At 66.8% G+C, this 25535-nt stretch carries 22 protein-coding genes; 11 read left to right on the top strand and 11 right to left on the bottom strand.

Annotated features, from left to right (window positions below; genetic code table 11):
- Positions 1 to 46 precede the first annotated feature (46 nt).
- Positions 47 to 916, top strand: a complete 870-nt coding sequence (htpX, locus tag ACNS84_RS06080) for a zinc metalloprotease HtpX (RefSeq protein ID WP_435073956.1) — start codon at positions 47 to 49, stop codon at positions 914 to 916.
- 798 nt (positions 917 to 1714) lie between these two features.
- Here htpX and ACNS84_RS06075 read toward each other — a convergent pair.
- The gene (locus ACNS84_RS06075) at positions 1715 to 2500 is read right to left on the bottom strand and encodes an IclR family transcriptional regulator (RefSeq protein ID WP_435073955.1); all 786 of its coding nucleotides are present in this window, start codon (positions 2498 to 2500) and stop codon (positions 1715 to 1717) included.
- A 183-nt stretch (positions 2501 to 2683) separates the two neighbouring features.
- Between ACNS84_RS06075 and ACNS84_RS06070 the strand changes: the two genes are divergently transcribed.
- Both ACNS84_RS06070 and ACNS84_RS06065 read left to right on the top strand, forming a co-directional pair.
- Complete coding sequence (locus ACNS84_RS06070; RefSeq protein WP_435073954.1) at positions 2684 to 3955, top strand: MFS transporter; 1272 nt, start codon at positions 2684 to 2686, stop codon at positions 3953 to 3955.
- Positions 3956 to 3999: 44 nt separating this feature from the next.
- Positions 4000 to 4959: a D-2-hydroxyacid dehydrogenase gene (locus ACNS84_RS06065; protein ID WP_435073953.1), complete on the top strand. Its 960-nt coding sequence runs from the start codon at positions 4000 to 4002 to the stop codon at positions 4957 to 4959.
- 32 nt (positions 4960 to 4991) lie between these two features.
- On the opposite strand, the gene ACNS84_RS06060 is transcribed toward ACNS84_RS06065, so the two are convergent.
- From ACNS84_RS06060 to ACNS84_RS06050, 3 genes are all read right to left on the bottom strand, one after another.
- Positions 4992 to 6152, bottom strand: coding sequence for an acyl-CoA dehydrogenase family protein (locus tag ACNS84_RS06060; protein WP_435073952.1), 1161 nt, complete (start codon positions 6150 to 6152; stop codon positions 4992 to 4994).
- A 129-nt stretch (positions 6153 to 6281) separates the two neighbouring features.
- On the bottom strand, positions 6282 to 7499 hold the full coding sequence (locus ACNS84_RS06055) for a mandelate racemase/muconate lactonizing enzyme family protein (protein ID WP_435073951.1): 1218 nt from the start codon (positions 7497 to 7499) through the stop codon (positions 6282 to 6284).
- Positions 7500 to 7528: 29 nt separating this feature from the next.
- The gene (locus ACNS84_RS06050) at positions 7529 to 8638 is read right to left on the bottom strand and encodes a mandelate racemase/muconate lactonizing enzyme family protein (protein WP_435073950.1); all 1110 of its coding nucleotides are present in this window, start codon (positions 8636 to 8638) and stop codon (positions 7529 to 7531) included.
- A 186-nt stretch (positions 8639 to 8824) separates the two neighbouring features.
- On the opposite strand from ACNS84_RS06050, the gene ACNS84_RS06045 reads away from it, so the two are divergent.
- From ACNS84_RS06045 to ACNS84_RS06010, 8 genes are all read left to right on the top strand, one after another.
- Positions 8825 to 10165 carry a nickel pincer cofactor-dependent isomerase, group 22 gene (locus tag ACNS84_RS06045; RefSeq protein ID WP_435073949.1) on the top strand — a complete coding sequence of 447 codons (1341 nt, stop codon included), beginning with the start codon at positions 8825 to 8827 and terminating at the stop codon, positions 10163 to 10165.
- Positions 10166 to 10227: 62 nt separating this feature from the next.
- Positions 10228 to 11016 (top strand): SDR family oxidoreductase, encoded by a 789-nt coding sequence (locus ACNS84_RS06040; RefSeq protein WP_435073948.1) that lies wholly within the window; start codon positions 10228 to 10230, stop codon positions 11014 to 11016.
- Positions 11013 to 11360 (top strand): cupin domain-containing protein, encoded by a 348-nt coding sequence (locus tag ACNS84_RS06035; protein WP_435073947.1) that lies wholly within the window; start codon positions 11013 to 11015, stop codon positions 11358 to 11360. The genes ACNS84_RS06040 and ACNS84_RS06035 overlap by 4 nt, the downstream gene beginning before the upstream one ends.
- Positions 11361 to 11381: 21 nt before the next feature.
- Positions 11382 to 12203 (top strand): fumarylacetoacetate hydrolase family protein, encoded by an 822-nt coding sequence (locus ACNS84_RS06030; protein WP_435073946.1) that lies wholly within the window; start codon positions 11382 to 11384, stop codon positions 12201 to 12203.
- A gap of 98 nt (positions 12204 to 12301) precedes the next feature.
- Positions 12302 to 12730, top strand: a complete 429-nt coding sequence (locus ACNS84_RS06025; RefSeq protein WP_435073945.1) for a universal stress protein — start codon at positions 12302 to 12304, stop codon at positions 12728 to 12730.
- Between the two features lie 120 nt (positions 12731 to 12850).
- Positions 12851 to 13984 carry a TAXI family TRAP transporter solute-binding subunit gene (locus ACNS84_RS06020; protein ID WP_435073944.1) on the top strand — a complete coding sequence of 378 codons (1134 nt, stop codon included), beginning with the start codon at positions 12851 to 12853 and terminating at the stop codon, positions 13982 to 13984.
- 155 nt (positions 13985 to 14139) lie between these two features.
- Complete coding sequence (locus tag ACNS84_RS06015) at positions 14140 to 16131, top strand: TRAP transporter permease (RefSeq protein ID WP_435073943.1); 1992 nt, start codon at positions 14140 to 14142, stop codon at positions 16129 to 16131.
- Positions 16128 to 16361, top strand: coding sequence for a hypothetical protein (locus ACNS84_RS06010; protein ID WP_435073942.1), 234 nt, complete (start codon positions 16128 to 16130; stop codon positions 16359 to 16361). Before ACNS84_RS06015 ends, ACNS84_RS06010 begins: the two co-directional genes overlap by 4 nt.
- A gap of 63 nt (positions 16362 to 16424) precedes the next feature.
- Here the strand turns inward: ACNS84_RS06010 and ACNS84_RS06005 are convergent, their stop codons facing one another.
- The 7 genes from ACNS84_RS06005 to ACNS84_RS05975 form a co-directional block, all read right to left on the bottom strand.
- Positions 16425 to 17897, bottom strand: a complete 1473-nt coding sequence (locus ACNS84_RS06005; protein ID WP_435073941.1) for an acetyl-CoA hydrolase/transferase C-terminal domain-containing protein — start codon at positions 17895 to 17897, stop codon at positions 16425 to 16427.
- 182 nt (positions 17898 to 18079) lie between these two features.
- The gene (lhgO, locus tag ACNS84_RS06000) at positions 18080 to 19288 is read right to left on the bottom strand and encodes an L-2-hydroxyglutarate dehydrogenase (RefSeq protein WP_435073940.1); all 1209 of its coding nucleotides are present in this window, start codon (positions 19286 to 19288) and stop codon (positions 18080 to 18082) included.
- 89 nt (positions 19289 to 19377) lie between these two features.
- The gene (locus tag ACNS84_RS05995; RefSeq protein WP_435073939.1) at positions 19378 to 20685 is read right to left on the bottom strand and encodes an acetamidase/formamidase family protein; all 1308 of its coding nucleotides are present in this window, start codon (positions 20683 to 20685) and stop codon (positions 19378 to 19380) included.
- Between the two features lie 406 nt (positions 20686 to 21091).
- Entirely contained in the window at positions 21092 to 21478 is a 387-nt protein-coding gene (locus tag ACNS84_RS05990) for a DUF7126 family protein (RefSeq protein ID WP_435073938.1), read from the bottom strand.
- Positions 21478 to 22395 carry a glutamine-hydrolyzing GMP synthase gene (gene guaA / locus ACNS84_RS05985; protein ID WP_435073937.1) on the bottom strand — a complete coding sequence of 306 codons (918 nt, stop codon included), beginning with the start codon at positions 22393 to 22395 and terminating at the stop codon, positions 21478 to 21480. Before guaA ends, ACNS84_RS05990 begins: the two co-directional genes overlap by 1 nt.
- Positions 22396 to 24051, bottom strand: a complete 1656-nt coding sequence (pyrG, locus tag ACNS84_RS05980) for a CTP synthase (protein WP_435073935.1) — start codon at positions 24049 to 24051, stop codon at positions 22396 to 22398.
- Between the two features lie 149 nt (positions 24052 to 24200).
- Positions 24201 to 25517, bottom strand: coding sequence for an outer membrane protein assembly factor BamB family protein (locus tag ACNS84_RS05975; RefSeq protein WP_435073934.1), 1317 nt, complete (start codon positions 25515 to 25517; stop codon positions 24201 to 24203).
- Between the last annotated feature and the right edge of the window lie 18 nt (positions 25518 to 25535).

Below are 25535 nucleotides of genomic sequence, written 5' to 3'. Positions count from 1 at the left end.
TCGGAGCCCCGGCAGGCTTTAATCCGCCGAACAGTAACCTCGGGGTATGGAATGGAAGACCGACTGGGGACTGCGTGGACGAATGGCGTTCACGATGTTCCTCCTCTTCGCCCTCTACATCGTGTTCGTCGGCGTCCTGACCGTGTACTTCGGCGACTTCCTCTTCCCGCTGATCATGCTCGGCGGGTTCTCGGTCGTGCAGTACTTCTTCAGCGACAAGCTCGCCCTTCGGAGCATGGGTGCCCGCGAGGTGAGCCCCGAAGAGTACCCTGACCTCCACCGGCGAGTCGAGCGCCTGAGCCAGCAGGCCGACCTGCCGAAGCCGACCGTCGCCGTCGCCGACACGCAGGTCCCGAACGCGTTCGCGACCGGCCGGAACAAGAAGAACGCGACCGTCGCGGTGACGACCGGGCTGCTCCGAGCGCTGGACGAGGACGAGCTCGACGGCGTGCTCGCTCACGAGCTCGCACACGTGAAGAATCGCGACGTGATGGTGATGACCATCGCCTCGTTCCTCTCGACAATCGCCTTCTTCATCGTCCGGTGGGGCTGGCTGTTCAGCGGCGACAATCGCCAGGGCGCGCCGGTCATCGTCGCCATCCTGGTGTCGATCCTCGTCTGGGTCGTCTCGTTCCTGCTGATCCGGGCGCTCTCGCGGTACCGGGAGTACTCCGCCGACCGCGGCGCCGCGCTGATCACGGGCAAGCCCGGCGCGCTCGCGTCGGCGCTGATGACGATCGACGGGCGGATGGACCGCGTACCGAAGGAGGACCTCCGCGAGGAGGCGGAGATGAACGCGTTCTTCATCATCCCGATCAAGGCGGGGTTCGTCGGCAAAATCGCCTCGACGCACCCGCCGACCGAGAGCCGGATCGAGAAACTTCGCGAACTCGAGCGCGAGATGGAGACCGCCTGACCGGTCCCGACACCCCGTCGTCCGCGGCTCGTATATAACGACGAGAACGCCGAGCTTACGCGTTCGCGTCACACCGAGAGCCGAGCCGCCCGCCGCCGACGCTGCCTGCGGCGGTCTCACCGGTGCCGGTCGCGTCACCGACGGGCAGTGAACGGCGGGAACGGGAGCGCCGCCACGGTGGCAGGCGGCCGCGCCGCGGGGAACGTGTCAAAACAGCCAATCTCACAAACAGTACTGAAATAAGACATGATCGGCACGTAATGGAGTTCAAGCGCGGAAGAAAAGAGGAGACGGACCGCTATCGCTCCGGTGGTTGGAGAATCGTCGTAAGCCGCTTCTGGCAGGTTTAAGTGCATTTAAAAGAGCTTAAACGCATTTTAAACCGACCGAACACACCGACGGAGACCGGTCATCCATGATAGGCGAGAGCCACTGTTGAACTCGGATTTAGACGCCGAGACGCCGACAAAGAGTACTCTCTCCGGTTCGTATGAGTCCTCGAGCGCAGTGCAGCTCCGCTGACGGACGCTCGACGAGTGAGACTGAGAAAAGAGTTTCAACAAACAAATACGAATAGACAATCACCAGTTCAGTGCAATATTTATGAAACGGGTTTAAGCCGATGACCACGAAATCGACCCAGTTCTTGCAAATATCCGGTCGGCGCCGCAGGTCTAATTACTATAACAGTAGTACATATGTTATTTTGGCGCGATGACAGTCGAAAATCCGAGTGGCCGACCGGCGACTCGGCCGTTCGATATCGTCGAACAGCTCAGTAGCGAATGGGTCGCAGCGTTACGAGTGCGCGATGTTGAGTTCGAGTTCGTTCGCGGCGCCGAGCAGTAGGTCGGGGAGCTCGGATTCGAACCGTTCGCCGGTCAGTCGGTGGGAAGGGCCGGTGACGCTGAGGCCTCCGATAACCTCGTCGTCCGGGCCGCAGATCGCGACGCCGACGGCGTGGGTCCCGCGGAGCGACTCCTCTCTGTTGATGTAGTACCCCCGCTCGCGCCCGGCCTCGATCTCAGAGCGGAGTTCGTCCGGGTCGGTGATGGTGTACTCGGTGACCGGGTCGAACGTCATGCGTTCGATCATGTCGGACAGCTCTGGATCCGGCAGTTCGGCGAGAATAGCTTTCCCCGCTGACGCCGCGTAAAGCGGGATGCGACTGCCGAGTCCGGGGTCGGTGCGGACCGCCTGTTCGCCGGTGGCTCGGGCGAGGTACACCGCCTTCCCGTGCTCCTCGACGAAGAACTGAGCGCGTTCACCGGTGGCCGCCGCGATCTCCTCGACCTTCTCGCGGACGAGGTCGTACCCGCGGTAGCTGCTGCGAGCGGTGACGCCGACTTCGAGGAACCGAAGCCCGACGTGGTAGCCGTCGTCGCGGTGGACGACGTAGCCGAGGTCCTCCAGCGTGTGGAGGTGGCGGTGGACGGTGCTCTTCGCGTAGTCGAGTTCGGCCGCCAGTTCGGACAGCGTTGCGCCGTCGTTCTCGGTGAGACGTTGCACGATATCGAACATCGTTTCGGCCGTCCGTACCGTGTCTCGACCGCCCTCAACGGGTTCAACGTCCGGTTCGTTCATGATCGGGGATTTTCGCGCAACTATATAAGCGTTCGACTCTGTCGAACACACCGGAGATCGCGAGGTGCGAGGACCCGTGCGCCTCGGCACACGACGGGAAGCGCGGGTCAGCGGTCGCGTGCCTGCGCGCGCTCGACTGCCCCAACGCGTAGGTTTAATCCGGGCCACCGCCTGCGGGCAGGCGTGGTATCGCTATCGTCGATAGCGGGAGCCGACTCGGGGATCGTCCGCGAGCGGCCCTTCCAACTGCTGCTGCTCATCAACGTGCTCCCGCCGCTCGGCACCGCGCTCCTCTCGCCGGTGCTCGGTTCGCTCGTCGAACCGCTGGGCGCGTCGACGGCGAACATCGGGCTCATGATGTCGGCGTTCACCGCGCCGTCCATCGTCGTCATTCCGATCGCGGGCGTCGTCTCCGACCGGTACGGACGGCGCCCAGTGCTGATATTCGGCCTGCTCTGGTTCGGACTCACCGGCACCGCCATCGCCTTCGTCTCCACCTTCGCCGCGGCGCTCGCCCTGCGCGCGCTCCAAGGGATCGGCTTCGCCGCGCTCACCCCGATCATCATCACCAGCCTCGGCGACCTGTACGCGGGGACGAAAGAGGCGACCGCACAAGGCCTCCGGTTCACCGGCTCGGGGCTCTCACAGACGGCGTTTCCGCTGGCCGCTGGCGTCCTCGTCGGAATGGCGTGGCAGTACCCCTTCCTGCTGTACGCCGTCGCGTTCCCGGTCGCTGCGGTCGTCTACGCCTTCTTCGAGGAACCGCTCGACGAGTCGGACGACGAGGAGCCGACGGCGGGAGTCCGGGCGCAACTCGCCGACATGCGCGTGCTCGTCGCGCACCGCCGGGCGTGGACGATGGTCCTCGCTCGCGGGAGCGCGAACGTCGCGTGGTTCGGCTTCCTCACGTACAACTCCATCCTCGTCGTCAACGTGCTGGGGTACACGCCGGCGGAGGCGGGAATCCTCGCGGCGCTCGTGAGTCTCTCCTACGCGCTCGCGGCGACGCAGGCCGGCCGCGTCGCCGCCCGCTTCGACGACCCGCTCTACCCGCTCATCGCCACGAATCTCGCGATGGGTGGCGGACTTGCGCTCGCCTTCCTCGCGGGGTCGTTAGCGGTCGCCGCCGTCGGCGTCGCGTTCATGGGAGTCGGGTTCGGGCTCGTCCTCTCCATCTACCGGAGCGTCATTACGTCGCTGCCGCCCGCGGACCTCCGCGGCGGACTGGTCAGTCTCGGCGAGGGGAGCGGACGCGCGGGGGCGACGATGACTCCGGTGCTCATGGGGGCCGCCGTCGCGGTCGCGACGCGCCCGCTCGGATTCGAGGTGGCGGTCCGCGCCGTTGGCGTCGGCACCGGGCTCCTCGGGGCGGGCGTGGGGATCGCCTGTCTCCTACTGATGAGCGCGTCGCCGCCGATACGGATGGAGGGAGAGGCGGCCGCGCGGCCGCGATAACCGCCACCCCGAGAGCTTTATCCGCCGACTGAGACGCCTCGACCATGGGAACGATCGACGTCGCGGTGCTCGACCAGGACGCCCACGGAATACCCGCGGCCGAGTACGCTGAGATACTCGACCGGCGGCTCCCGGAGCACGAGGTGCGCCTCGCGGCGACGCCCGACGAACACCGACGCTACCTGCGAGAGGCCACCGTCGTCGCCGGGCGGAACATCGACGCAAAGGAGGTCTCGACCGCCGAGAACCTGCGGCTGTTCGCGTGCAACAGCGCCGGCGTCGACCACCTCCCGCTGGACGCGTTCGCCGAGCAGGGGGTCGCGGTGACGAACGCCTCCGGGGTCCACGGCCCCAACATCGCCGAGCACGTGCTCGGGTCGGTGCTGACGTTCACGCGGCGACTCGACGAGGGGCGCCGCCGCCAGCAGCGTCGAGAGTGGCGGCGCTTCCAGTCGTTCACCGAACTCGCCGGCAGCACCGTCACCGTCGTCGGCCTCGGGGCCATCGGTGAGGCGGTCGTCGAGCGGTTCGAGGGGTTCGACGTCGAGACGGTCGGGGTCCGTCACACCGTCGCGAAGGGCGGCCCGACCGACGAGGTCGTCGGGTACGGCGACCTGCCCGACGTGCTCCCGAAGACGGACGTGCTCGTCCTCGCGTGTCCCTTGACGGAGACGACCGAGGGACTGATCGGGACGGCGGAGCTCGAGGGGTTACCGACCGACGCGATCATCGTCAACATCGCTCGCGGCGGCGTGATCGAGACGCCGGCGCTGGTGGACGCGATCCGGTCGAACGCCATTCACGGGGCCGCGCTCGACGTCACCGACCCGGAGCCGCTGCCGAGCGACCACGACCTGTGGGGGTTCGAGAACGTCTTCATCACGCCGCACGTCGCTGGCCACACGCCGAAGTACTGGGAGCGGCGCGCGGACGTGCTCGTCGAGAACCTCGAACGGATAACGGAGACCGGCGAGTACGAGGGACTGCGGAATCAGGTCCTCTGAAGAGGCGGTGTCGGAGACGGGGAGGGACCGAACTACTGGTACGCCTGTATCCCGGTGAGGTCCTCGCCGAGGATCAGGGTGTGGATGTCGTGGGTGCCCTCGTAGGTGTAGACGGTCTCTAAGTTCGTCATGTGGCGCATCGGCGAGTAGTCGGCCGTGATCCCGTTGCCGCCGAGCATCTCACGGGCGATCCGCGACTGGTCGCGGGCCATCCGCACGTTGTTGCGCTTGGCCATCGAGACGTGCTGCGGCCGCATCTCGCCGTCCTCCTTGAGGTCGGCGAGCCGGTGCGCGAGCAACTGCGCGAGCGTGATCTGCGTCGCCATCTCCGCGAGCTTCTGCTGTTGCATCTGGAAGCCGCCGATCGGCTTCCCGAACTGCTCGCGGTCGGTGGCGTACTGGCGCGCGACATCGAAGCAGTCCTGTGCCGCGCCGACCGCGCCCCACGCGATGCCGTAGCGGGCCTGGGTCAGACACGACAGCGGCCCCTTCATACCCGAAACGCCCGGGAGGCGGTTCTCCGCCGGGATGCTGACGTTCTGGAGGCTGATCTCACCCGTAATCGACGCGCGCAGGCTGAGCTTCTCGTCTATCTTGTTGGTGGTAACGCCGTCGCGGTCGGTCTCGACGAGGAAGCCGCGGACGGGGGTTCCGTCCTCGGTGTGGTCCTTCGCCCAGACGACGGCGACGTCCGAAATCGGAGAGTTCGTGATCCACGTTTTCGACCCGTTGAGCACGTAGCCGTCGCCGTCGGCCTCGGCGCGCGTCTCCATTGCGGAGGGGTCCGACCCGTGCTCGGGCTCGGTGAGTCCGAAGCAGCCGACAGCCTCGCCGGTGCCAAGTTTCGGGAGCCACTCATCCTTCTGTTCGTCGCTGCCGAACGCGTGAATCGGGTACATCACCAGCGCGCCCTGTACGCTCGCCATCGATCGAAGCCCCGAGTCGCACGCTTCCAGTTCGCGCATCAGGAGGCCGTAGGCCTTCTCGCTGACGCCCGGGAGGCCGTATCCCTCAAGGTTCGGGGCGTAGAATCCCATCTCGCCCATCTTCGGGATGAGCTCTTCGGGGAACGTACCGTCGATCCAGTGTTGGCCCATATCGTCGACTTCGCCGTCGATGAACGACCGGGCGGAGTCGACGAGCAGGCGCTCCTCCTCGGACAGGGTCGACTCCATGTCGAAGTAATCGAGCATACGATCGCTTTCGATCGCAAGGATAAATAAGTATAGACTCTGCCGCCGAGCGCCGGAGAACCGCGATCACGGGGGCAGCGAGGTCGGGCCGCGATCGAGAGCGGACGGGTCGGAGGCCGGCGAGCCGCCTCAGAACCCGGTCGTTCCCTCGAGCCGGTGCTCCTCGACGACGTTCATGTCGAGTTCGATCCCGAGGCCGGAAGATTCCGGAACGGCGATCCGACCGTCCTTGATCAGCGGTTCGTCGCGCACCAGCAGGTCGTCCCACCAGTCAACCTCCAGCGCGTGGAACTCCAAGAGGTCGAAGTTCGGCGTAGCCGCGCCGAGGTGGACGCACGCCATCGTCCCCACGGGACTACAGACGTTGTGCGGGGACATCGGCATGTAGTTCTCCTCGGCGCGGTCGGCGATCCGCATCGTCTCCGTCAGGCCGCCGACCGTCGTCGGGTCGGGCGTGACGATGTCTACGCCGTGCTCGTAGATGAGGTCCGATAGCTCGAACACGCGGAAACGATTCTCGCCCGTGGCGACGGGGGTCCGCGTCGCCTTCGTCACCTCCTTCTGAGCGTCCATGTTCTCCGGCGGGATCAGGTCTTCGAGCCACATCAGGTCGAACTCCTCCAACTCGTGAGCGAGCCGCTTCGCGCTCTCGACGGAGTAGTCCCAGTGGCAGTCGAACGCGAGGTCGACGTCGTAGCCGATCTCCTCGCGCACAGCCGAGACGATCTCCTTCTTCTCTCGGATCGCCGCGTTCGTCAGCCGCCCGTTGTAGGGATCGTTCTCGTTGTCGGCCGGCAGGTCGAGGTCGAACTTCAGAGCCTCGAACCCCATGTCGGTGACGCGGGCGGCCTCGGCGGCGTACGCCTCGGGAGAGTACGCCTCGGCCTCGGCGTAGGCGGTCGCGCCGTCCTCCACCGCGTACGCCTCGCCGGCGTGGCAGTCGCAGTAGAGCCGGACCTCGTCGCGGTATTTCGAACCGAGCAACTGGTAGACCGGGAGGTCGAGGATCTTCCCGGCGACGTCCAACAGCGCGATCTCGATACCGGACGCCGCGGTGACGACCTTGCCGGTCGTGCCGCCGTGGCCCGACATCTCCTGGAAGATGTACCGGACGAGCCGCTCGACGTCGAGGGGGTTCTCGCCGACGAGGAACCGGTTCGTGTACTCGACGAGTTCCGGGACGCCGCCGCCGCGGTACGCCTCTCCGATGCCGGTGACGCCGGCGTCGGTCTCAACTTTGATCAGGTTCCATTCGAAGTTCCCCTCGACGACACAGGCGTCGAGGCTGGTGATCTCTACGTCTCGGTCCGGGTGGCGGGTGTCGATTTGGTCTGCGTAATCTCTCATATGTCTAGTTTGAATAGGGATTATAAAGCTTAGTCGTCAGCGAATTTCGCGAGCGCGTCCTTGTCGAGCGGGACGCCGTGACCGGGGCGGTCGGGCAGATCGATGGTCCCGTCGTCGCCGGGTTTGACGGGGTCAGCAACCACGTCGTCGAACGCCTTCACGTCCATGTCGCGGTAGAAGTACTCGACCCAGAGGCCGTTCTCGATGGCGCCGAGCAGGGAGGCGTGGATGTTCCAGTTGTAGTGGGGCGCGATCGGGATGTCGTACGCCGAGGCGTAGTGAGCGATCTTCAGCCACTCCGTGACGCCGCCGCAGACGGTGACGTCGGGCTGGAGGATCGTCGCGGCGCCCGAATCGGCGAGGCGGGCGAAGTTGTGTCGGGTCCCCTCCAGTTCGCCGGTGGCGACGGGGTAGTCGAGTCCGTCGTTCACCTCGGCCATCGTGTCGACGCGGTCGATCATCACGGGCTCCTCGATGAAGTACGGGTCGTACGGCTCGAACGCTCGGCAGTTGCGGAGCGCCTCGGTGCTGGACCCCCAGACGCCGTTGGCGTCGAGCAGGAGGGTCCGTTCGTCGCCGATCTCATCGCGCACCGCGGCGACGCGTTCGGCCTCTTCGTCGGCCGACAGGCGGCCGACCTTCATCTTCACCACGTCGTGGCCCTCGTCGAGGTAGCGCCGCATCTCGCCGCGGAGCGCCTCGTGACCCTTGTCGTCGCGGTAGTAGCCGCCGCTGGCGTACGAGGGGACCGACTCCGAGTGGCCGCCGAGCAGCTTGTGAAGGGGCATGTCGGCGGCCTTCGCCTTCACGTCCCAGAGCGCGATGTCGACCGTCGAGATGGCGCGGAGAAAGAGGCCGGTCCGGCCGATCTGGACGTTGCCGTCGTACATCTTGTGCCACAGGCGCTCGGTGTCGCGGGGGTCCTCGCCGACGAGGAGCGGTTCGAGCATCGATTCGACCGCATCGGCGATGAGGCCAGCCCCCTCGTAGCCGAGCGAGTAGCCGACTCCTTCGTGGCCGGTGTCCGTGCGCACGTACGTTATCGCGTGGTCCCGGTACGTGAGCGTGCGGTTGGAGAAGGAGACCGGCGACTCCAGCGGCAGCTTGATCGGGAATGACTCGACTTCGGTTATCTGCATGGGTTGTGCGGCGTCACAAGAGTACAAGTAGACCGCTGTATCGGCAAGCCTCTCACCGAGTGAATCCCCGCGCCGGTAAGCCCCTCGACGAGTAGATCCCCGCGCCGACAAGCCCCACTCCGCCCGGTCCGCGCTGGCCTCCGCCACGCAGGCGCATTTTTGTACGGGGGTCGCGAGGATGCCGACATGGAGTTCCCCGACCGATCCGACGTGGACGGGCTCATCGACCCGCAGCCGCTTCCGACGTTCGCGCGGGTCCGATACGAGCCCCTGACCGAGCGTCTCGACGACCCCGTTGGCGCGGCGCGAGAGGAGTTGGACGCGCTCGACCTCGACGGCCTCCCCGCAGGCGCGACGGTGGCCGTCGGGGTCGGCAGCCGCGGGATCGATCGGATCGACGAGGTCGCGGCGGCGGTCGTCGACGAGGTCGCCGAGCGCGGGTTCGACCCCGTGGTCGTCCCCGCGATGGGCAGCCACGGCGGCGCGACCGCGGCGGGACAGCGGGAGGTGTTGACGGCGCTCGGCGTCACCGAAGCGGCGGTCGGCGCGCCGATCGACGCACGCATGGCAGCCACGGAACTGGCGACGGTCTCGGTGGGTGACGCCGACCTCAGTGTGTACTTCTCGGAGGCGGCGCTGGAGGCCGACGCCGTGCTCGTCATAAACCGCGTGAAGGCGCACACCAACTTCTCGGGCCCGATCGAGAGCGGGCTCGCGAAGATGGCCGTCGTTGGGCTCGGCAAGCAGCGCGGCGCGAAGTCCTTTCACTCGACGGCGATCGCGGAGGGGTACGTCGAGACGCTGACGGCCGCACTCGACGTCATCGAGCGCGAAACGCCGCTACTGGGCGGAATCGCCCTCGTCGAGAACTTCGAGGAGGAGATCGGTCATCTGGAGGCCGTCCCCGCGGGGTCGTTCCTCGACCGCGAGCCGGAGCTGTTGGAGCGCGCCTACGACGAGATGCCGACGCTCCCGGTGGACGACGTCGATCTCCTCGTCGTCGACGAGATCGGCAAGGAGATATCGGGCGCCGGGATGGACACGAACGTCATCGGTCGCTACCGCGTCCTCAACGCGCCCGACCCAGAGACGCCCGACATCGACCTCATTTACGTCCGCGGGCTCACCGAGGCGACGAAGGGGAACGGCAACGGGATCGGGCTCGCGGATCTTACCCGGCAGGCGGCCATCGACCAACTGGACCTGAAGAAGACGTACGCGAACGCGCTCACTAGCGGGTCGCTCTCGAAATCGAAGCTCCCTGTGGTGGCGCCGGACGACGAGTTCGCGCTCCGGACCGCGTTGGCGGCGCTGGGCGGGTACGACCCCGAGACGGTCCGTATCGTCTGGATCCAGAACACGCAGGACCTCGGGGAGTTCCGCGTCTCCGACGCCGTGGTCGACGACCTCCCCGACGCGGCGACGGTGGTGGAGTATGAGACGGTGGGGTTCGAAGACGGGACCGCGGGATTCGAGGACGGGACAACGGATGTCGAGGCCTCGTCCGACGACGACCCGGACGCGTGAGGCGAAGTCGTCCCCTTGCCTCTAGGGAAACGTTTTCACGCCGCACTGGGGATATATAAGACATGGACCTACAGATCGACGGGAACGCGGCCCTCGTCACGGCGTCGTCCAGCGGACTCGGTAAGGCATCGGCGAAGGCGTTGGCCCGAGAGGGCGTCGACGTCGTGATCAACGGTCGCGACGAGGAGCGACTGGCGGCCGCGAAAGAGGAGGTCGAGGCGGTCGCGACGGGCGAGGTCGTTGCGCAGCCCGCCGACCTGACCGACGCGGACGAGATCACGGCGCTCGTAGAGAAGACCGTCGACGAGTTCGGCACTATCGACCACCTCGTCACCAGCGCGGGCGGCCCGCCCTCGGGCGCCTTCCTCGACACCGACGACGAGGACTGGCAGCACGCCTACGATCTGCTCGTGATGAGCGTCGTCCGGCTGGCGCGGGAGTCGTACCCGCACCTCAAGGAGGGCGACGGCGGCACCATCGTCAACATCACCTCCCGGAGCGTGAAGGAGGCCATCGACAGCCTCGTGCTGTCGAACTCCGTTCGAATGAGCGTCATCGGGCTGGAGAAGACGCTCTCGAAGGAGTTCGCGCCGGAGGTGCGCGCCAACGCCGTCCTGCCCGGCCCCCACGAGACCAGCCGGATCCGGGACCTCGTCGAGGCCGCCGTCGAGCGCGGCGACTACGACTCCTACGACGAAGGGCTCGACGACTGGGCGGGGAACCCGCTCGGACGCATCGGCGACCCGATGGAGCTCGGTAACACCGTCGCGTTCCTCTCGTCGCCGAACTCCGGCTACATCAACGGTACCGCACTGCCGATCGACGGGGGCTCCACCGGAGCGAACCTATGAAACCGGTCCCGTTCGACGAGGCGGAGACGTACGAGCCCGACAAGGGGTGGCGGCGCGTGTCGATGGCGGGCAGCGACCAGTTCTCCTTCGAATGGTTCGAGAAGCCGCCGGGACACAGCTCGCCGATGCACGACCACGAGAACGAGCAGGTGTGTCTCTGCTTAGAGGGCGAGCTCACGGTCGCGACCGAGGACGACTCGGTCACGCTCCAGAAGAACGACTCCGTGCTCCTGGAGTCCAACGAGGCCCACCGCGTCGAGAACACCGGCGACGAGCTCGCGGTCGGGCTCGACGTGTTCGCACCCGGGCGCTCCTTCGACTTCTGGACCGACCGGGAGGAATGAGATGAACGGAGCGATCTCGCGATGAAATACCTCGCACGCACGGCCACCGGCGCCCCTCTCCTCGGCGACGAGAACGGGTACGTCCCTCTCGGCGCCGTCGAGTCGGACCTGGAGACCGTCCGCGACGCGCTCCCCCGAGCGGCCGCGGGGACGCTCGGCGACGTCGGAGACGCGACGGCCGACCCCGTCCCGGCAGAGGACATCTCGTTCGGCGCGCCCCTGGAGTCGTTCGGGAAGCTGTGGGGGATCGGGCTGAACTACGAGGAGCACGCCGGCGACCTCGACGAGCAGCGCCCCGAGGAGCCGGCGAGCTTCATGAAGCCGCCGTCGGTCCTGACCGGACCGGACGGTCCGATCCGCCTGCCGCCGACGTCACAGAGCGAGCGAGTGACCGCCGAGGCCGAACTGGCCGTCGTGATGGGCCGGACCTGCCGGAACGTCGACGAAGGCGAGGTCGACGACGTGGTGGCGGGCTACCTGCCCGTGATCGACATGACCGCCGAGGACGTCCTCCAGCGGAATCCGCGCTTCCTCACGCGGGCGAAGAGCTACGACACGTTCCTCGTGCCCGGCGCCGCGCTCGCGGTCCCGGAGGAGCCGCTCGACCTCGAGGGGCTCTCGGTGCGGACCGAGGTCAACGGTGAGGTGCGGGCCGAAAACGAGATCCGGAACATGCTGTTCCCGCCGGCCGAAATCGTCTCGTTCCACTCCGACGTGATGACGCTGGAGCCCGGCGACCTGTTCAGCACCGGGACACCCGGCGCGGCGCCGATCGACCCCGGCGACGACGTGCGGGCGGTCGTCGAGTCGATCGGAACCGTCGACGCGCCGGTGACGCGGTAAGAGGGCCCGCGTTCCGGCGTTTCGAGTCTGCGAGCCGGCGAACCGATCGCGGACGCCGGCAGACATCTTTATTACCCGCTGTTCGGTTAGGTGCCGATATGTACCGCGTACTGCTCCCCGTCGGTGGGGACGTCGATCACGTACTAGCCGCGGCGGACGCCGTCGCATCGCTTCCAAACGCCGACGAGGAGGTCGAGACGGTGATACTCAACGTGTACGAGGGGTTCGAGGTCAGCGGCGAGGGGGGTCGAGTCGACTCCGAGGACGTGTGGAACGAGGAGAACTACCCCGAGAGCGTCGATGCCGTGGAGGACCGGTTGACGGAGGCCGGCGTCTCGACGTCCAGGCGGCGCGAGCACGGTGACCCCGCCGACACCATCGTCGAGGTCGCCGCGGAGCTTGACGTCGACAACATCACCATGAGCGGGCGCCGCCGGAGCCCGACCGGCAAGATGCTGTTCGGGAGTACGACGCAGTCGGTGCTGCTCGGCGCCGGGCGGCCCGTGACGGTGATCCTCGACGAGTGAGGCGACACCTGCCTCGTGTTTATAACTGTTCGCCAGGTATCACGAGGGGTATTTTCTAACCGTTTAAACCGGAACAAACAGATACATTGTTAATCATCGGGGGATTGTACCTCATTGAACATGGCGGAAGACTCGATCAATCGACGTAAGTTTCTGTACGGAACCGGCGCAGTAGGCATCACCGGACTCGCAGGCTGTTCGGGCGGAGACGGCGGGGACGGCTCCGACGGTTCCGACGGATCGGACGGCTCCGACGGCTCCGATGGCTCCGACGGTTCCGACGGATCGGACGGCTCCGACGGCGGCAGCCAAGAACTCTCGCTGCGCGTCGGGACCTCGGCGGGCGGGACGCAGGACGTTGGTCTCGCCGTCGAGCGTGCGGTGAGTCAGGAGAGCGACACCCTGAGCTACTCGACGATCGAGAGCCCGGGGTACGTGGGAACGATCCGCCGGATGGCGAACAACCAGTTCAACGCCGGCATCACGGACAACAACTCGCTGTCGAAGGCGATCAACGGCACCGGCGCGTTCGAGGAACAGGGCGTCGAACGCATCCCGCAGTACGGCTTCTACGCGTTCCCGTACAGCATCTACATCATCGCCCGCGATGGCACGGACATCGAGACCTTCGACGACCTCGCCGGCAAGAACGTCTACCCCGCCGAGCCGGGCTACTCGACGCGCGCGACGACCCTCGACGTCTGGTCGCAGGAGCCGACGGCAGACATCTACGAGCAGATGAACATCCAGAACATGGGCGTCGACTCCGCGCCCGGTGCGATGGAGGAAGGCAACATCGACGCCTGCATCGCGTACGGGACGCCCGGCGTGCGATACACCGGATTCGTTCAGGAAATTGCCTCCCGTATCGACATCCACTACGTCGAGCCGACGGACGCGCTCATCGAGTCCGCCGAGTCGTACTCGGGCGCCGGGACTGGCACCACGAGCTACGCCGACTGGCCCATCGCGGACGCCGACATCGGCACCGACGAAGTGTTCCACTGGAACCTCGAGGTTAACTACACGTTCAACCCCGAGGCGAACCCGGACGCCGTCTACGAGCTGTGCCGCGTCGTCGACGAGCACAACGATACGGTCAACGAGGGCGAAGCGCAGTTCAACGACTTCGAGTCCACCGAGGACATGCTCGGGTCGGCTCGGGCGAACATCCCGGTCCACCGCGGCGCCGTGCAGTACTACAAGGACAACGACGCGTGGGACGACAACCTGACCGAAGGCGACAGCGCCTGATCGACCGGTAAACAGGCTTTCCTCCCCGCTTTTCGGGGCGTACCGATCAATAATTTAAAATCACGGACTACCTAATCGATACTCTAGATGCCAACAATGACACCAACAAACACGCCCGGACGGACGAACACAGCACTCGACGTACGCTGGCGCCAATGAGCACGGAGACGGCCTCGGCGGAACCCGACTCCGGACTGCTTCGCGGGCTCGACGTCACGGTCACCGCAGCGGCGCTGGTGTTCTGGGCCGGCGTGCTCTACTGGGCCTGGACGCAGGCCATCTCGCAGGTGCAGTTCGCCACCGCGTTCGTGGGCGGCATCCTGACCGTCTACGCGCTCAACGAGACGCGACTCGCGATCGCCAAAGGCGACTGGATCGACGGCGCCGTGTTGATCGCATCGTCGCTGGCACTGATGACCGCGTCGGCGTTCTTCGCGATCAACTTCGAAGACGTGTACCTCCAACGACAGGGGTACGCGCTCGACCACGAGTACATGCTGGCGCGCCTCGTGGTCATCTCGCTGATGTACCTCACGTGGCGTGAGTTCGGGAACGTGTTCCTCGGGCTCGTCGCCGGCGTCTTCGCGTACGCGATGTACGGGAACGTCGTCCCCGGCGTGCTGGGTCACGCTGGGATGAATCAGGCGACGCTCCTGCAGGCGACGGTCACAGACCTGTACGGCTTCTACGGGAGCCTCACGCAGATCACGGCCTCGTGGATCGCGCCGTTCCTGCTGTACGCCGGCTTGCTGTTCGCGTACGGCGCGTTCGACCTCATCTTACGCGTCGCCATCGTGGCGGCGAAGTACATCGAGTCGGGCATCGCCCAGACCGCCGTGCTCTCTTCGGCGGTCATCGGCTCCATCAACGGTTCGTACACCGCGAACGCGGCGATGACGGGCTCGTTCACCATCCCGACGATGCAGGAGGCCGGGATGTCCGGCCACCGCGCGGCCGGCATCGAGGCGGTCGCCTCCACTTCCGGCCAGGTGCTCCCGCCCGTGATGGGCGCGTCCGCGTTCGTGATGGCGTCGTACCTCGGGGTCCCGTACCTCGACATCGTCGTCGCCGGCCTCGTGCCGGCCGCCATCCTGGTCGTCTCCATCTCCATCGCAGTCCACTACCTCGCTATCTCGGACTCGAGCAGTCAGGACATGGAGTTCTCCGAGTTCTTCGACGAGCACCTCTCGACCGAGCAGAAGGTGTTCGAGGCGATCCGATTCGGCGTGCCGTTCGCGCTGCTCATCTACCTGCTCGGGGTCGTCCAGTACACGGTGATGACCTCCGCGCTGTACACGGTGGTCGCGATGATGGTCACCGGGACGCTCATGCCCCCGCTTCAGCGAATCGTCGACAACAGCGGGACGAGTCCGGTCGAGGAGACCGTCATACAGGTGAAAAACACCGTTCACGGGATCCGCCGCGGCGCCATCATCCTGGCGCCCATCGCGATCATCTTGGTCGTCATTAGCGGCGTCGTGAACCTCTTCAGCACGACCGGTATCCCGGCGAAGATCGCGCTGCTGCTCATCAACATCTCGGGCGGTGTGCTGCTGTTCGCCGTACTGCTCGGGATGGCAGTCGCCATCCTGATGGGCGTCGGCATGCCGACGGTCGCCGCGTACGTCATCGTGGCAATCCTCATCGTGCCGACGTTCGTCTCCGACTTCGGCGTCGAGCCCATCACGGCGCACTACACGATGTTCTACGCGGCCATCCTCGCGGGGATCACGCCACCGGTGGCGACCGCCGCGGTGATAGCCGCGGGGATAGCTGAGGCGAACTTCTGGCGGACCTGCGGGGCGGCGATCCGGATCGCCGCGCCGCTGTTCGTCCTGCCGGTCGCGTTCGTCTACAACCCCGGCCTGATCTCGATGGATCCCGGCGTCGGTACGCTGTACATCGGGCTGCTCGTGATGCTCGGCGCGGTGACGATCATCTACGGGCTCAACTACCCGTTCAAGATGCGCCCCGGGCGAAAGGTCATCACGCGGGCCGCGATGGCGACGCTCGGCGTCCTCATCATGACGTTCCCGAACGACAGCGCGAAGATCGCTGGCATCGCCGTGTTCGCGGCCATCTTCGTGGCCGAGAAGGTGATGGTCCGCGGTCTCAAGCTGCCGTTCGGCAGTGGGGTGAGCCAATGAGCGACGACGACTCTCCCGAGGCGGTCGCGGAGAAGTCGATGCAGCAGGCCGGCGGCCTCGGTGAGCTCATCCCCGAGCCGCTGATGCCGCTGTGGAACCAGGTCGAGAAGGTGCAGGCGTTCCGCCGGACGCACGGCGAGACGTACGTCGGGGTCTTCGAGCTGCTCACCGCGCTCGCGCTTTTCGCCGGCTACGGCTGGTGGCTGCTCCTCTACCTCGAACTGCTGTGAGGCCGTAGTCGGTATCCGATCCGGCTTTATTTTTAAAAGAGGCGACGGTCGCGGGACGGTCGCTCAGTTGAACCAGTCAGCGGCGCGCTCCACGTCCTGCGGGATGTGGTACTCCCGTTCGCTGACGTCGTCGAGGTACGATCGGAGTTCCGGCGCGAAGTCGGGGTGAGCACAGCGCTCGACGATCAGGTCGGCGCGTTCGACCGGCGACAACCCTCGCACGTCGGCGACGCCCTGTTCGGTGACGAACACGTCGATGTCGTGTTCGGTGTGATCCACGTGGAACACCTGCGGGACGACCCGCGAGACGGCGCCGTCGTTCAGCGTCGAGGGGAGCGCACACACCGTGATCAGCGAGTTGCGGTTGAAGTCGGCCGAGCCGCCAATCCCGTTTATCATCCGTTCGCCACGAACGTGCGTGGAGTTAGCGTTGCCGTAGATGTCGAATTCGATGGCGCTGTTCACGCCGATGACGCCGAACTGATTGATGAGCCCCGGGTGGTTCGACACGTCGGCCGGTCGGAGCACCACGTCCTCGGCGTACCGCTCGACGTCGGCGAAGAGGCGCTCCTGTCCCTCGTCGGTGAGCGCGAGCGACGTCGCGCTCGCGGAGGCCAACCCACCGGCGTCCAGCATGTCGAAGAGGCCGTCCTGAATGAGTTCGCCGAAGTAGTGCACCTCGCGGTCGCCGAACTCAAGCGACTGGAGCTCGCCCATCAGGGCGTTGCCGAGCGAGCCGACGCCGAACTGGAGGTGGACCGCGTCGTCGAAGACGGAGGAGCGCTCAAGCTCCTCGCGGAGGAACGAGCCGAGGTTGGCGGCGATTTCGAGGTCGTCGTCGGTCGGGTCCCGGAAGGAGTACGTAGAGTCGGAGCGGTCCGTCTCGACGACGCCAGCGAGCTTCTCGGGGTCGAAGCCGACGTGTGTGGTGCCGATGCGCTCGCCGGGCGACGAGAGCGGAATTGGCTCGCGGTTCGGCGGCGCGTCCGGGCGATAGATGTCGTGGAGCGCCTGCAGTTCGAGCGGCTGGTGCCGGTTCAGCTCGACGTACAGCGTGTCGGCGGCCTCGACGAAGGCGGGCACCTGCCCGAGCGACGTCGAGGGGATGAACCAGTCCTCGCCGACGGCGACCGCTTCGACGACGCAGACGTCGGGGTCGACGAGCCCGCCGTACTGGACCTCGTCGCCGATCGAGGACGCGTTGCGGTCGCTGAAGGCGATCTCTCGGGTGTCGGTCTTCTCTCTCGCGACTCGCGAGGACTGGTACGAGAAGCGGCGGTCGACCTGTCCGGAGCCGACGAGGTCGACGTCGATCTCGTCGCCGACCTTTCCGCTGGAGACGAGCGTGAGCGACAGGTCGCGCGAGGAGGACGCCAGCGCGAGCGGGATCTCCTTCGGGTAGCCGACGCTGCCGAAGCCGCTCGTGAGCATCGTTGCGTCGGACTCGATCGCGGCCGCGGCCGACGCCGCGTCGACGATCGGCACGTCGCCGTGGAGTCGCGTCTCGACCGGTCGACGGTCGGGGGCGCGGCTCATCGCGTGCCTCGGCCCGAGACAGCGACGCGGTCATGTGGAGCGGTTCGACCGTCGGTGGCGGCTCGGTCGCGGCCGCCAGGAGTCGATAGGGTCATAATTGGAACGGGGGCGCACCACGCCGGAGCACGGGCTCCGTCGGTGCCGCCCCGCGAGTGGTGGTCGAACCGTCGGCGGGTCGGGACTTAAACGGTCACCTTCGCCGCGAGCCGCTTCGCGATGTGCTCGCCGAACGGCAGCGAAGAGGTCAGTCCGGGAGAGACGGCGTTGAGGACGTGGACGGCGTCCTCACGCTCGACGAACAGCGGGTCCTTCACCAGCTCGCCGTCGTCGCTCACGAGCTGGGCGCGGATGCCCGCGTAGCTCTTCTGGAGGTCCTCGGCACGGACCTCGGGCACCAGTTTCTGTGAGGCCGCAGCGAACTTCTCCTTCCGGTAGGACTTGTTCAGCTCCGCCCACGCGACCGAGAGCATCAGCGGCGACGCGAGCAGTCGTCGGAACCCGCCGTAGGTCAGCGTCTCCAACAGCTCTCGAGGGTTCACGTCGGTGTTGTCATACGCCTCGCGCCCGAACGCGAGGACCGCGTTCGGCCCGACGATAACCTTCCCGTCGCTGCGGCGGGTGTAGTGGACGCCGAGGAAGGGAAGCTCAGGGTCGGGCGTCGGGTAGATCATCGTCTGGCAGAGGTGGGCGCGCTCGGGCCGCACCTCGTAGTACTCGCCGCGAAACGGCACCACCTGGTACTCCTCGCCGACGCCGACCTGGTGAGCCAGCGTGTCCGCGTGAAGCCCCGCGGCGTTGACCAGCGCCGAGACCTCGAACCGCCCGTTGCTCGTGTCGAGCCGATACCCCTCGGCCGCCTCCTCGAGGTGCGAGACTTCGTACCCCGTGTAGATAGTGCCACCCAACTTCCGGACCTCGCGAGCGAGCGCGTAGACGTACTGCTCCGAGTCGACGGAGGCGGCCTCCGGGGCGTAGAGCGCGGCCTGTCCCTCCGCGTGCGGCTCGTGCTCACGGATCGCCTCGCGTGAGTCCAGCAGCTCGTAGGCGACGCCGTTGGCTTCGGCCTGCTCGGCAAGCTCGTCGAGCCGGGCTTCCTCCGCGTCGTCCGTCGCGACGACCAGCACGCCAAGCTCCTCGCACGGAATGTCGTGCTCCTCGCAGTACGCCTTCATGCGAGCGGTGCCCTCGGTGGCGAAGCGCGCCTTCTTCGAGTCGGGCGGGTAGTTGAATCCCGGGTGAAGCACGCCGGAGTTCCGGCCGCTCTGGTGGGACGCGAGGTGGTGTTCTTTCTCCAGGACGGCGATGTCGAGTTCGGTGCGCTCGGCGAGGTGCTTGGCGACCGACAGCCCGACGCAGCCGCCACCGACGATGGCGACGTCGTGGCGCATCATTGCTTGTCAGACGATTCCGAGAGCGCCGGCATATAGGTGCGGTTCGAGGCAGATCGCGCTGTCGGACGCCACGGCGCCCGCCGGCGGTCTTACAGGTCGTACTGCTCGCGGACCAGCCCGTCGAGGCCGCGCTCCTCGAGGATGTCGAGCGGCGCCAGCATGTCGAGCTGAACGACGCCCGGGAGTCGCCCGATCTGGACCCCGCCCGTGAACGTGCAGCGTCCGCGGACCTCGCCCTCGCTCATGTCCAAGAGCGTCGTCGCGCGGTCGAAGGCGTTCTGCGTCGCGTCGTTGACCGTGGCGCCGGAGCCGACCACCTGGATCGGCGCCATCTCCGTCTCCGTCTCGACGCCGTGTTCGGCGCCGAGCTCGCGGCCGGCCTCGCGCTCCGCGTCGGTGTACGGCGCGCTGATGAAGGGGAGGTCCTCCTCGTTCGGGAGCAGCACGGGGCCGTCGAGTTCGAGCCCCTTGATCACCTCGACGTCCATGGTGACGGTGCCGCTCACGTCGGTGGTGTGGAGCGAGAGTTCGCCGTCCCCCTGGTTCGCGTGGAGATCGCCGACGTAGAGCCCCGCGCCGTCGACGTCGACGGGGCAGATCAGCGTGGCGCCGGGACGGACCTCGGGGATGTCCATGTGGCCGTCGGTGCGCTTCTCGAGGTCCGCCTCGGTCTCGACGCCGTAGTCGTGGTCGGCGCCGATGAGGCTCTGGCCGAAGTCGCCCGCGTTGTGCGAGTCGGGCATCGTGACCGACGGCGTCGTCCCGATGTTCCCGATAAAGGGCCGGAGGCGACCGAGCGTGCCGGGCATCCCGTCCGGCTCGTACAGGAGGATCGGGTGTTGTCGGGAGTTCTCGGGGATATCCATCACCTTGGCCGCGTTGGTGGCCAGTTCGTGGGCGCCCTCCTTATCGAGGGTGACGCCGACCGCGTTCTCATGGTCGAAAGCGACGGTGTAGCCGTACTCGAAGCCGAACGAGGAGGCGTTGGCGCCGCACTCGGCACAGCGGATCGCGTCCTCGCCGGTGCCCTCGACGTAAGAATCGGGCCACGTCGTCCCGCACTCCGGACAGCGGTGGTCGACGAACGGGTCGTCGCGGAACGCCCCCTCGCGTTCGGCCATCGAACCCGTGCTCGTCGCCATGCTTGTCACCTCCATGTCGCGGATGCGGATCGCGACGGCGTCGCCGACCTCGGCGCCCTCGACGCGGATCGGTCTCGTCACCTCGTGACCGCCCCTGAACGAGGGGGTGACCATCGGTCCCCAACAGCCCGGCGGCGTGTACGTCGTGACGGTCCCGCCGTCGGCGACGGTGCCGGCCCACTCCTGATCGGGGCCGACTAATCCGAGCGTGTACTGGTCGACGTACAGTTCCTCTTCGATCTCTTGCTGTGACATAACACACCACGGTACGGAACACACCAAAATAATGCTACTGCTCGCGGAACCGCGGCGGCCGTCGCGCGGAGCGTGAACGTTTCAATACACAGATAAAACGGGAGAACCGTCATTTTAAGATACCAAACGTCGACAGACGGGATTCCAAACGGCAATGTGTACGATACCGCCCGCTTGGCGCGGTTTAAATGGGTTTTTGGTACATTACATCCAGCGACTCCGACGGGAAGTCGTCGTGATTCCGAATCTCGCCTTTGTTGGGTTTCTACGGCCCTCAAAGCACGTTTTTGGCGAAACAATAGGGGACACCCATTATTTCGACCTCAAAGAATGGTATCTCTCAGAGACTACTCTGATATCTTATAAATATCCGGCATCTGGATCGGCGTGTTGACTGGTGGCCCGACTACGCCGCGCGATCGGCGGCGCCGTCGACCAGTTCCTCGGCGACGGTCGCGGCGCTCATCAGGGCCGGGTCGATCGCGAGGTCAGCGACGCTCGCGACGAACGCCGGCAGCGATCGATCGGCGTACGTCACGACGAGAACGGACGGGTGTCGCTCCTTGGCGATCGGGATGCCGGTCGCCTCCTCGACGTCGGTGAGGACGAAGTAGTCGGCCTCCTCGATCCCGGCGTCGGAGAGTGCGTCGGCGGTGACGAGCCCGTCGATCCGACGGATCTCGACGCCGAGCGCGGCGAGCTCTTCCCCGAGACCGTGCTCGTCGGGGCCGGCGACGACGGCGATCGAACCCTCTGCGGAGCCGCCGTCCGGGCGGGCGGGCGTTCCCGCCATCACTCGTACTCGATCGTCGCGGGCGGTTTGTGGGTCACGTCGTAGACGACGCGGGCGACGCGCTCGTTCTCGCCGGTGATCCGGCTCTGGATCCGCTGGAGCGTGCTCCAGTCGAGCTCCTGGGCGCGCGCAGTCATTCCGTCGCGGCTCTCGACCGAGCGAACGGCGACGACCCAGCCGTGGACGCGGTTGTCGCCTTTCACGCCGGTCGCCTTTCCGAGGACCGCGGCGAACGCCTGCCACGGGTCGTACTCCTCGAGCTCCTCCTCGACGACGTGGGTGGCCTCGCGGGCGACGTCAGCCTTCTCCGGGGTCACCTCGCCGACGATCCGGACGGCGAGGCCGGGACCGGGGAACGGCATGCGCTCGGAGATGATGTCTTCGAGGCCGAGCTCGCGGGCGACCTCGCGGACCTCGTCCTTGTACAGGTCGCGCACGGGCTCGACGATCCCCTCGAAGTCGACGATATCGGGCAGCCCGCCGACGTTGTGATGCGACTTGATGTTCCCCTCCGATTCGATGCGGTCGGGGTAGATCGTTCCCTGCACGAGGAAGTCGGCGTCGACGTCGCGGGCGACGGTCTCGAACTCCTCGATGAACCCCTCGCCGATGACGTGGCGCTTCTCCTCGGGATCGGTGACGCCCTCGAGGCGGTCGAAGAAGCGGTCCTGCGCCTCGATCACTCGCAGCGACTCCATGAAGTCGAAGGTCTCTCTGATCTCGTCGGTCTCGCCCTTCCGCATCAGCCCGGTGTCGACGTAGACGGGCGTGAGCTGATCGCCGACCGCCTCGTAGGCGAGCGTCGCCGCGACCGAAGAGTCGACCCCGCCGGAGAGGGCGATCACGGCGTTCGCGTCGCCGATCGCCTCCCGTATCTCCGCTATCGCCTCGTCGATGAATGCCTCCGTATCGACCATCTATAGCCTCACGTCCGCGTTCCGCTCGGTTGTGTCCGTCGATCCCAGCGCCGCCTCCACGAGGGAGACGAACGGCGGGCTCGCCCGGTCCGGGCGCGAGCGGAACTCGGGGTGCGCCTGCGTGCCGAAGAAGAACGGGTGGTCCTCGCGTTCGAGGATCTCCATCCGGTTGTCGGCCTTCCCGGAGAAGGTCAGTCCGTCGGCCTCCAACTCCTCGATGTACTCGGGGTTCACCTCGTAGCGGTGACGGTGGCGCTCGGTGCAGGCGTCGGCGTTGTACACCCGCGCCGCGAGCGTGCCGGGCTCGATGTCGGTCTTGTGGGCGCCGAGCCGCATCGTCCCGCCCATGTCTTCCGTCTCGTACTGGTCGGGGAGCAGGTCGATAACGGGGTACGGGGTGTCGGGGTCGATCTCCGCGGAGTGCGCGCCTTCAAGCCCGAGGATGTTCCGAGCGTGTTCGACGACGGCCATTTGGAAGCCCAGACACAGCCCGAGGAAGGGGACGTCGTTCTCGCGGGCGTACCGGACCGCCTCGATCTTCCCGTCCGTCCCGCGGGAGCCGAACCCGCCGGGGACGACGATCGCGTCGGCCGACGCGAGTCGCTCTTCGTGGCGCTCGGTGGTCTCGTCGGCGTCGACCCACAGCACGTTCACCTCGGTCTCGGTCTGGATCCCGGCGTGTTTCAGCGCCTCGTGAATCGACATGTAGGCGTCTTCGAGGGCGTACTTGCCGACGAGGGCCACGTCGATCTCTCGGTCGCGGTCGCGGGTGACCAGCTCGCGCCACTCCGTCGAGCGCTCCGCCTTCGGGAGCGCCTCGTCGACGAGCCCGAGCCGCTCCATCACGTACTCGTCTAACCCCTCGTCTTCGACCATCAGCGGGACGTGGTAGATGTCCTTGACGTCGGGGTTCGAGAAAACGGCGTCCGTCGGCACGTCACAGAACAGGGCGATCTTCTCCTTCGTCTCGGGATCGAGCCGGTCCTCGGAGCGGCCAACGAGGATGTCCGGCTGGAGCCCGATGGACCGCAGTTCCTTCACCGAGTGCTGGGTGGGCTTCGTCTTCTGCTCGCCGTTCTTCGAGTACGGAACGAGCGTGACGTGCGTGAAGAGGATGTCCTCGTCGTCCTCCTCGTGAGCGAACTGCCTGAGCGCCTCCAAGAACGGCATCGACTCGATGTCGCCGACCGTGCCGCCGATCTCGATGAGACAGACGTCGCTCCCCTCGGCGGCCTCCCGGATGCGTCGCTTGATGTCGTCGGTGACGTGCGGGATGATCTGGACGGTCTTCCCGAGGTAGTCGCCGGCGCGCTCGCGCTCGATGACGTGCTGGTACGTCTTCCCCGTGGTGACGTTGTGGTCGAACGTCATGTCGGTGCCGAGGAAGCGCTCGTAGTTACCCAAGTCGAGGTCGACCTCGCCTCCGTCCTTCAGGACGTACACCTCGCCGTGTTCGTACGGGTTCATCGTTCCGGCGTCGACGTTGAGATAGGGGTCCACCTTCACCGCGGTGACGTCGAAGCCCGCGTTCGCGAGGAGTCGTCCGGTGCTGGCGGCGGTGATCCCCTTCCCCAGCCCGGACATGACGCCGCCGGTGACGAAGACGAACTTCCGACCCAGCGACGAGTCGTACCCAGTGTCGGGATCCGTTGGCATATCGACCGTCCGTCAGGGGCCGGCAAAACCGTTTCGGACCCTCCGTTTCGGGTGGACGTTCGTGGTGTTCCCCGGACGGAACCGGCCGCGCCGGATCTCGAGACGCGCTGTTCGCTCGCCCGGCGTCGGCCGATCCGGCGTCGGTCGAGTTACTCCGAAGCGACGAGTTTGTAGCACATCCCGGCCTCGTCGGCGTCTTCCGGCGCGCGTTCGGCGTAGTAAATCGCGTCGTCGGTGACGAGCGGCGCGCTGGTGACGTCGCCCTTCCCCTCGACCGTCCACGTTACCGAGCCGTCCGAACGGTCGAGCGCGTAGAGATTCGCGTCGTACGAGCCGACGAGGACGTGCTCGTTCGTCGCGGTCGCGCTCCCCGTTATCAGCCCGCCGGTGGCGGTCGACCACTCCTCCTCGCCGGTCGCGAGGTCGATGGCGTAGGCGTTGCTGTTGTGGCTCCCAACGTACACCGTTCCGTCGTGGACGGCCGGCGCGCACATGACCCCGCCCGTCCGCATCGGGTTCGGGTCGGCCGTCGGTGACACGTCCGGATTGGTCTCGAACTCCCAGAGGCCGGTGCCGTCTTCCACGTCGACGGCGGTAACGGTGCCGGCCCACGAGGGGACCACCGCGATCCCGCGGCTGACGGCGATCGGCGCCTTCACGTCGCCGCCGGTGTCGTACGCCCACGCGCGTTCGAGATTCGAGAGTGACCACGCGTAGACGTGGCCGTCGTTCGAGCCGAACAGGAAGCGGTCGCGCTCCAGGTCGACGGCGACCGTCGAGTGCGGGTGGTCGGTCGGCCGGTCGTCGCGCCACTCCACGTCGCCGGTCTCGGCGTCCATCACGACGACGGTCCCGCTCGGCGTCGCGTACTCGACGGCGACGTACAGCCGCCCCTCGTGGTAGGTCGGGCTGGCGGCGGCGGCGTCGCCGACGTCGGTCTGCCACAGGATCTCGCCGCTCTCGACCGACACCGCGGAGACGACGCCGTCGTAGGTCCCGACGTACGCCGAGCCGTCGGCGATCGCGGGGGTGCCGTGACTCCCGCGGTCGTCGTCGGAGATGGAGGTCGACCAGTTCACCGTCCCGTCGGTCGCAATCGACTGAACGCGACCCGTGTCGTCGGCGACGAGGATGGCGCCCGACGGCGCCAGCATCGGGCTTCCCTTCGAGGCCGTGTGGTCGCCGCGGTTCGTCGGCACGGCCCACGCCACGTCGACGGCCTCCGGAATCGTCGCGTCGATGTGGCCGTGGTTCCGGAGCCCCTGCCGGAACTGCGAGGTGAGGCCCTCGGACGACTGCGGCCGGTCGGCGAGGTTCAGCGGGAGGTCGACGCCCTCGAAGTCGGAGCCGGTGTCGTCGTCGTCGTCGCCCGTTAGGTCGCCGCCGAGCGAGCTACAGCCCGCGAGTCCCGCGACGCCGACGCCGCCGGCGACGCGGAGCCAATCGCGACGCGTTCGTTCGGTCATAGGGCCTGATTCGCGGGT

It is taken from the genome of Halorubrum wangae (genome assembly GCF_051194135.1).
Classification (GTDB): Archaea; Halobacteriota; Halobacteria; order Halobacteriales; family Haloferacaceae; genus Halorubrum.
Note: the sequence above shows the minus strand (reverse complement) of the source record. Positions and strands in the feature narration are given on the sequence as shown.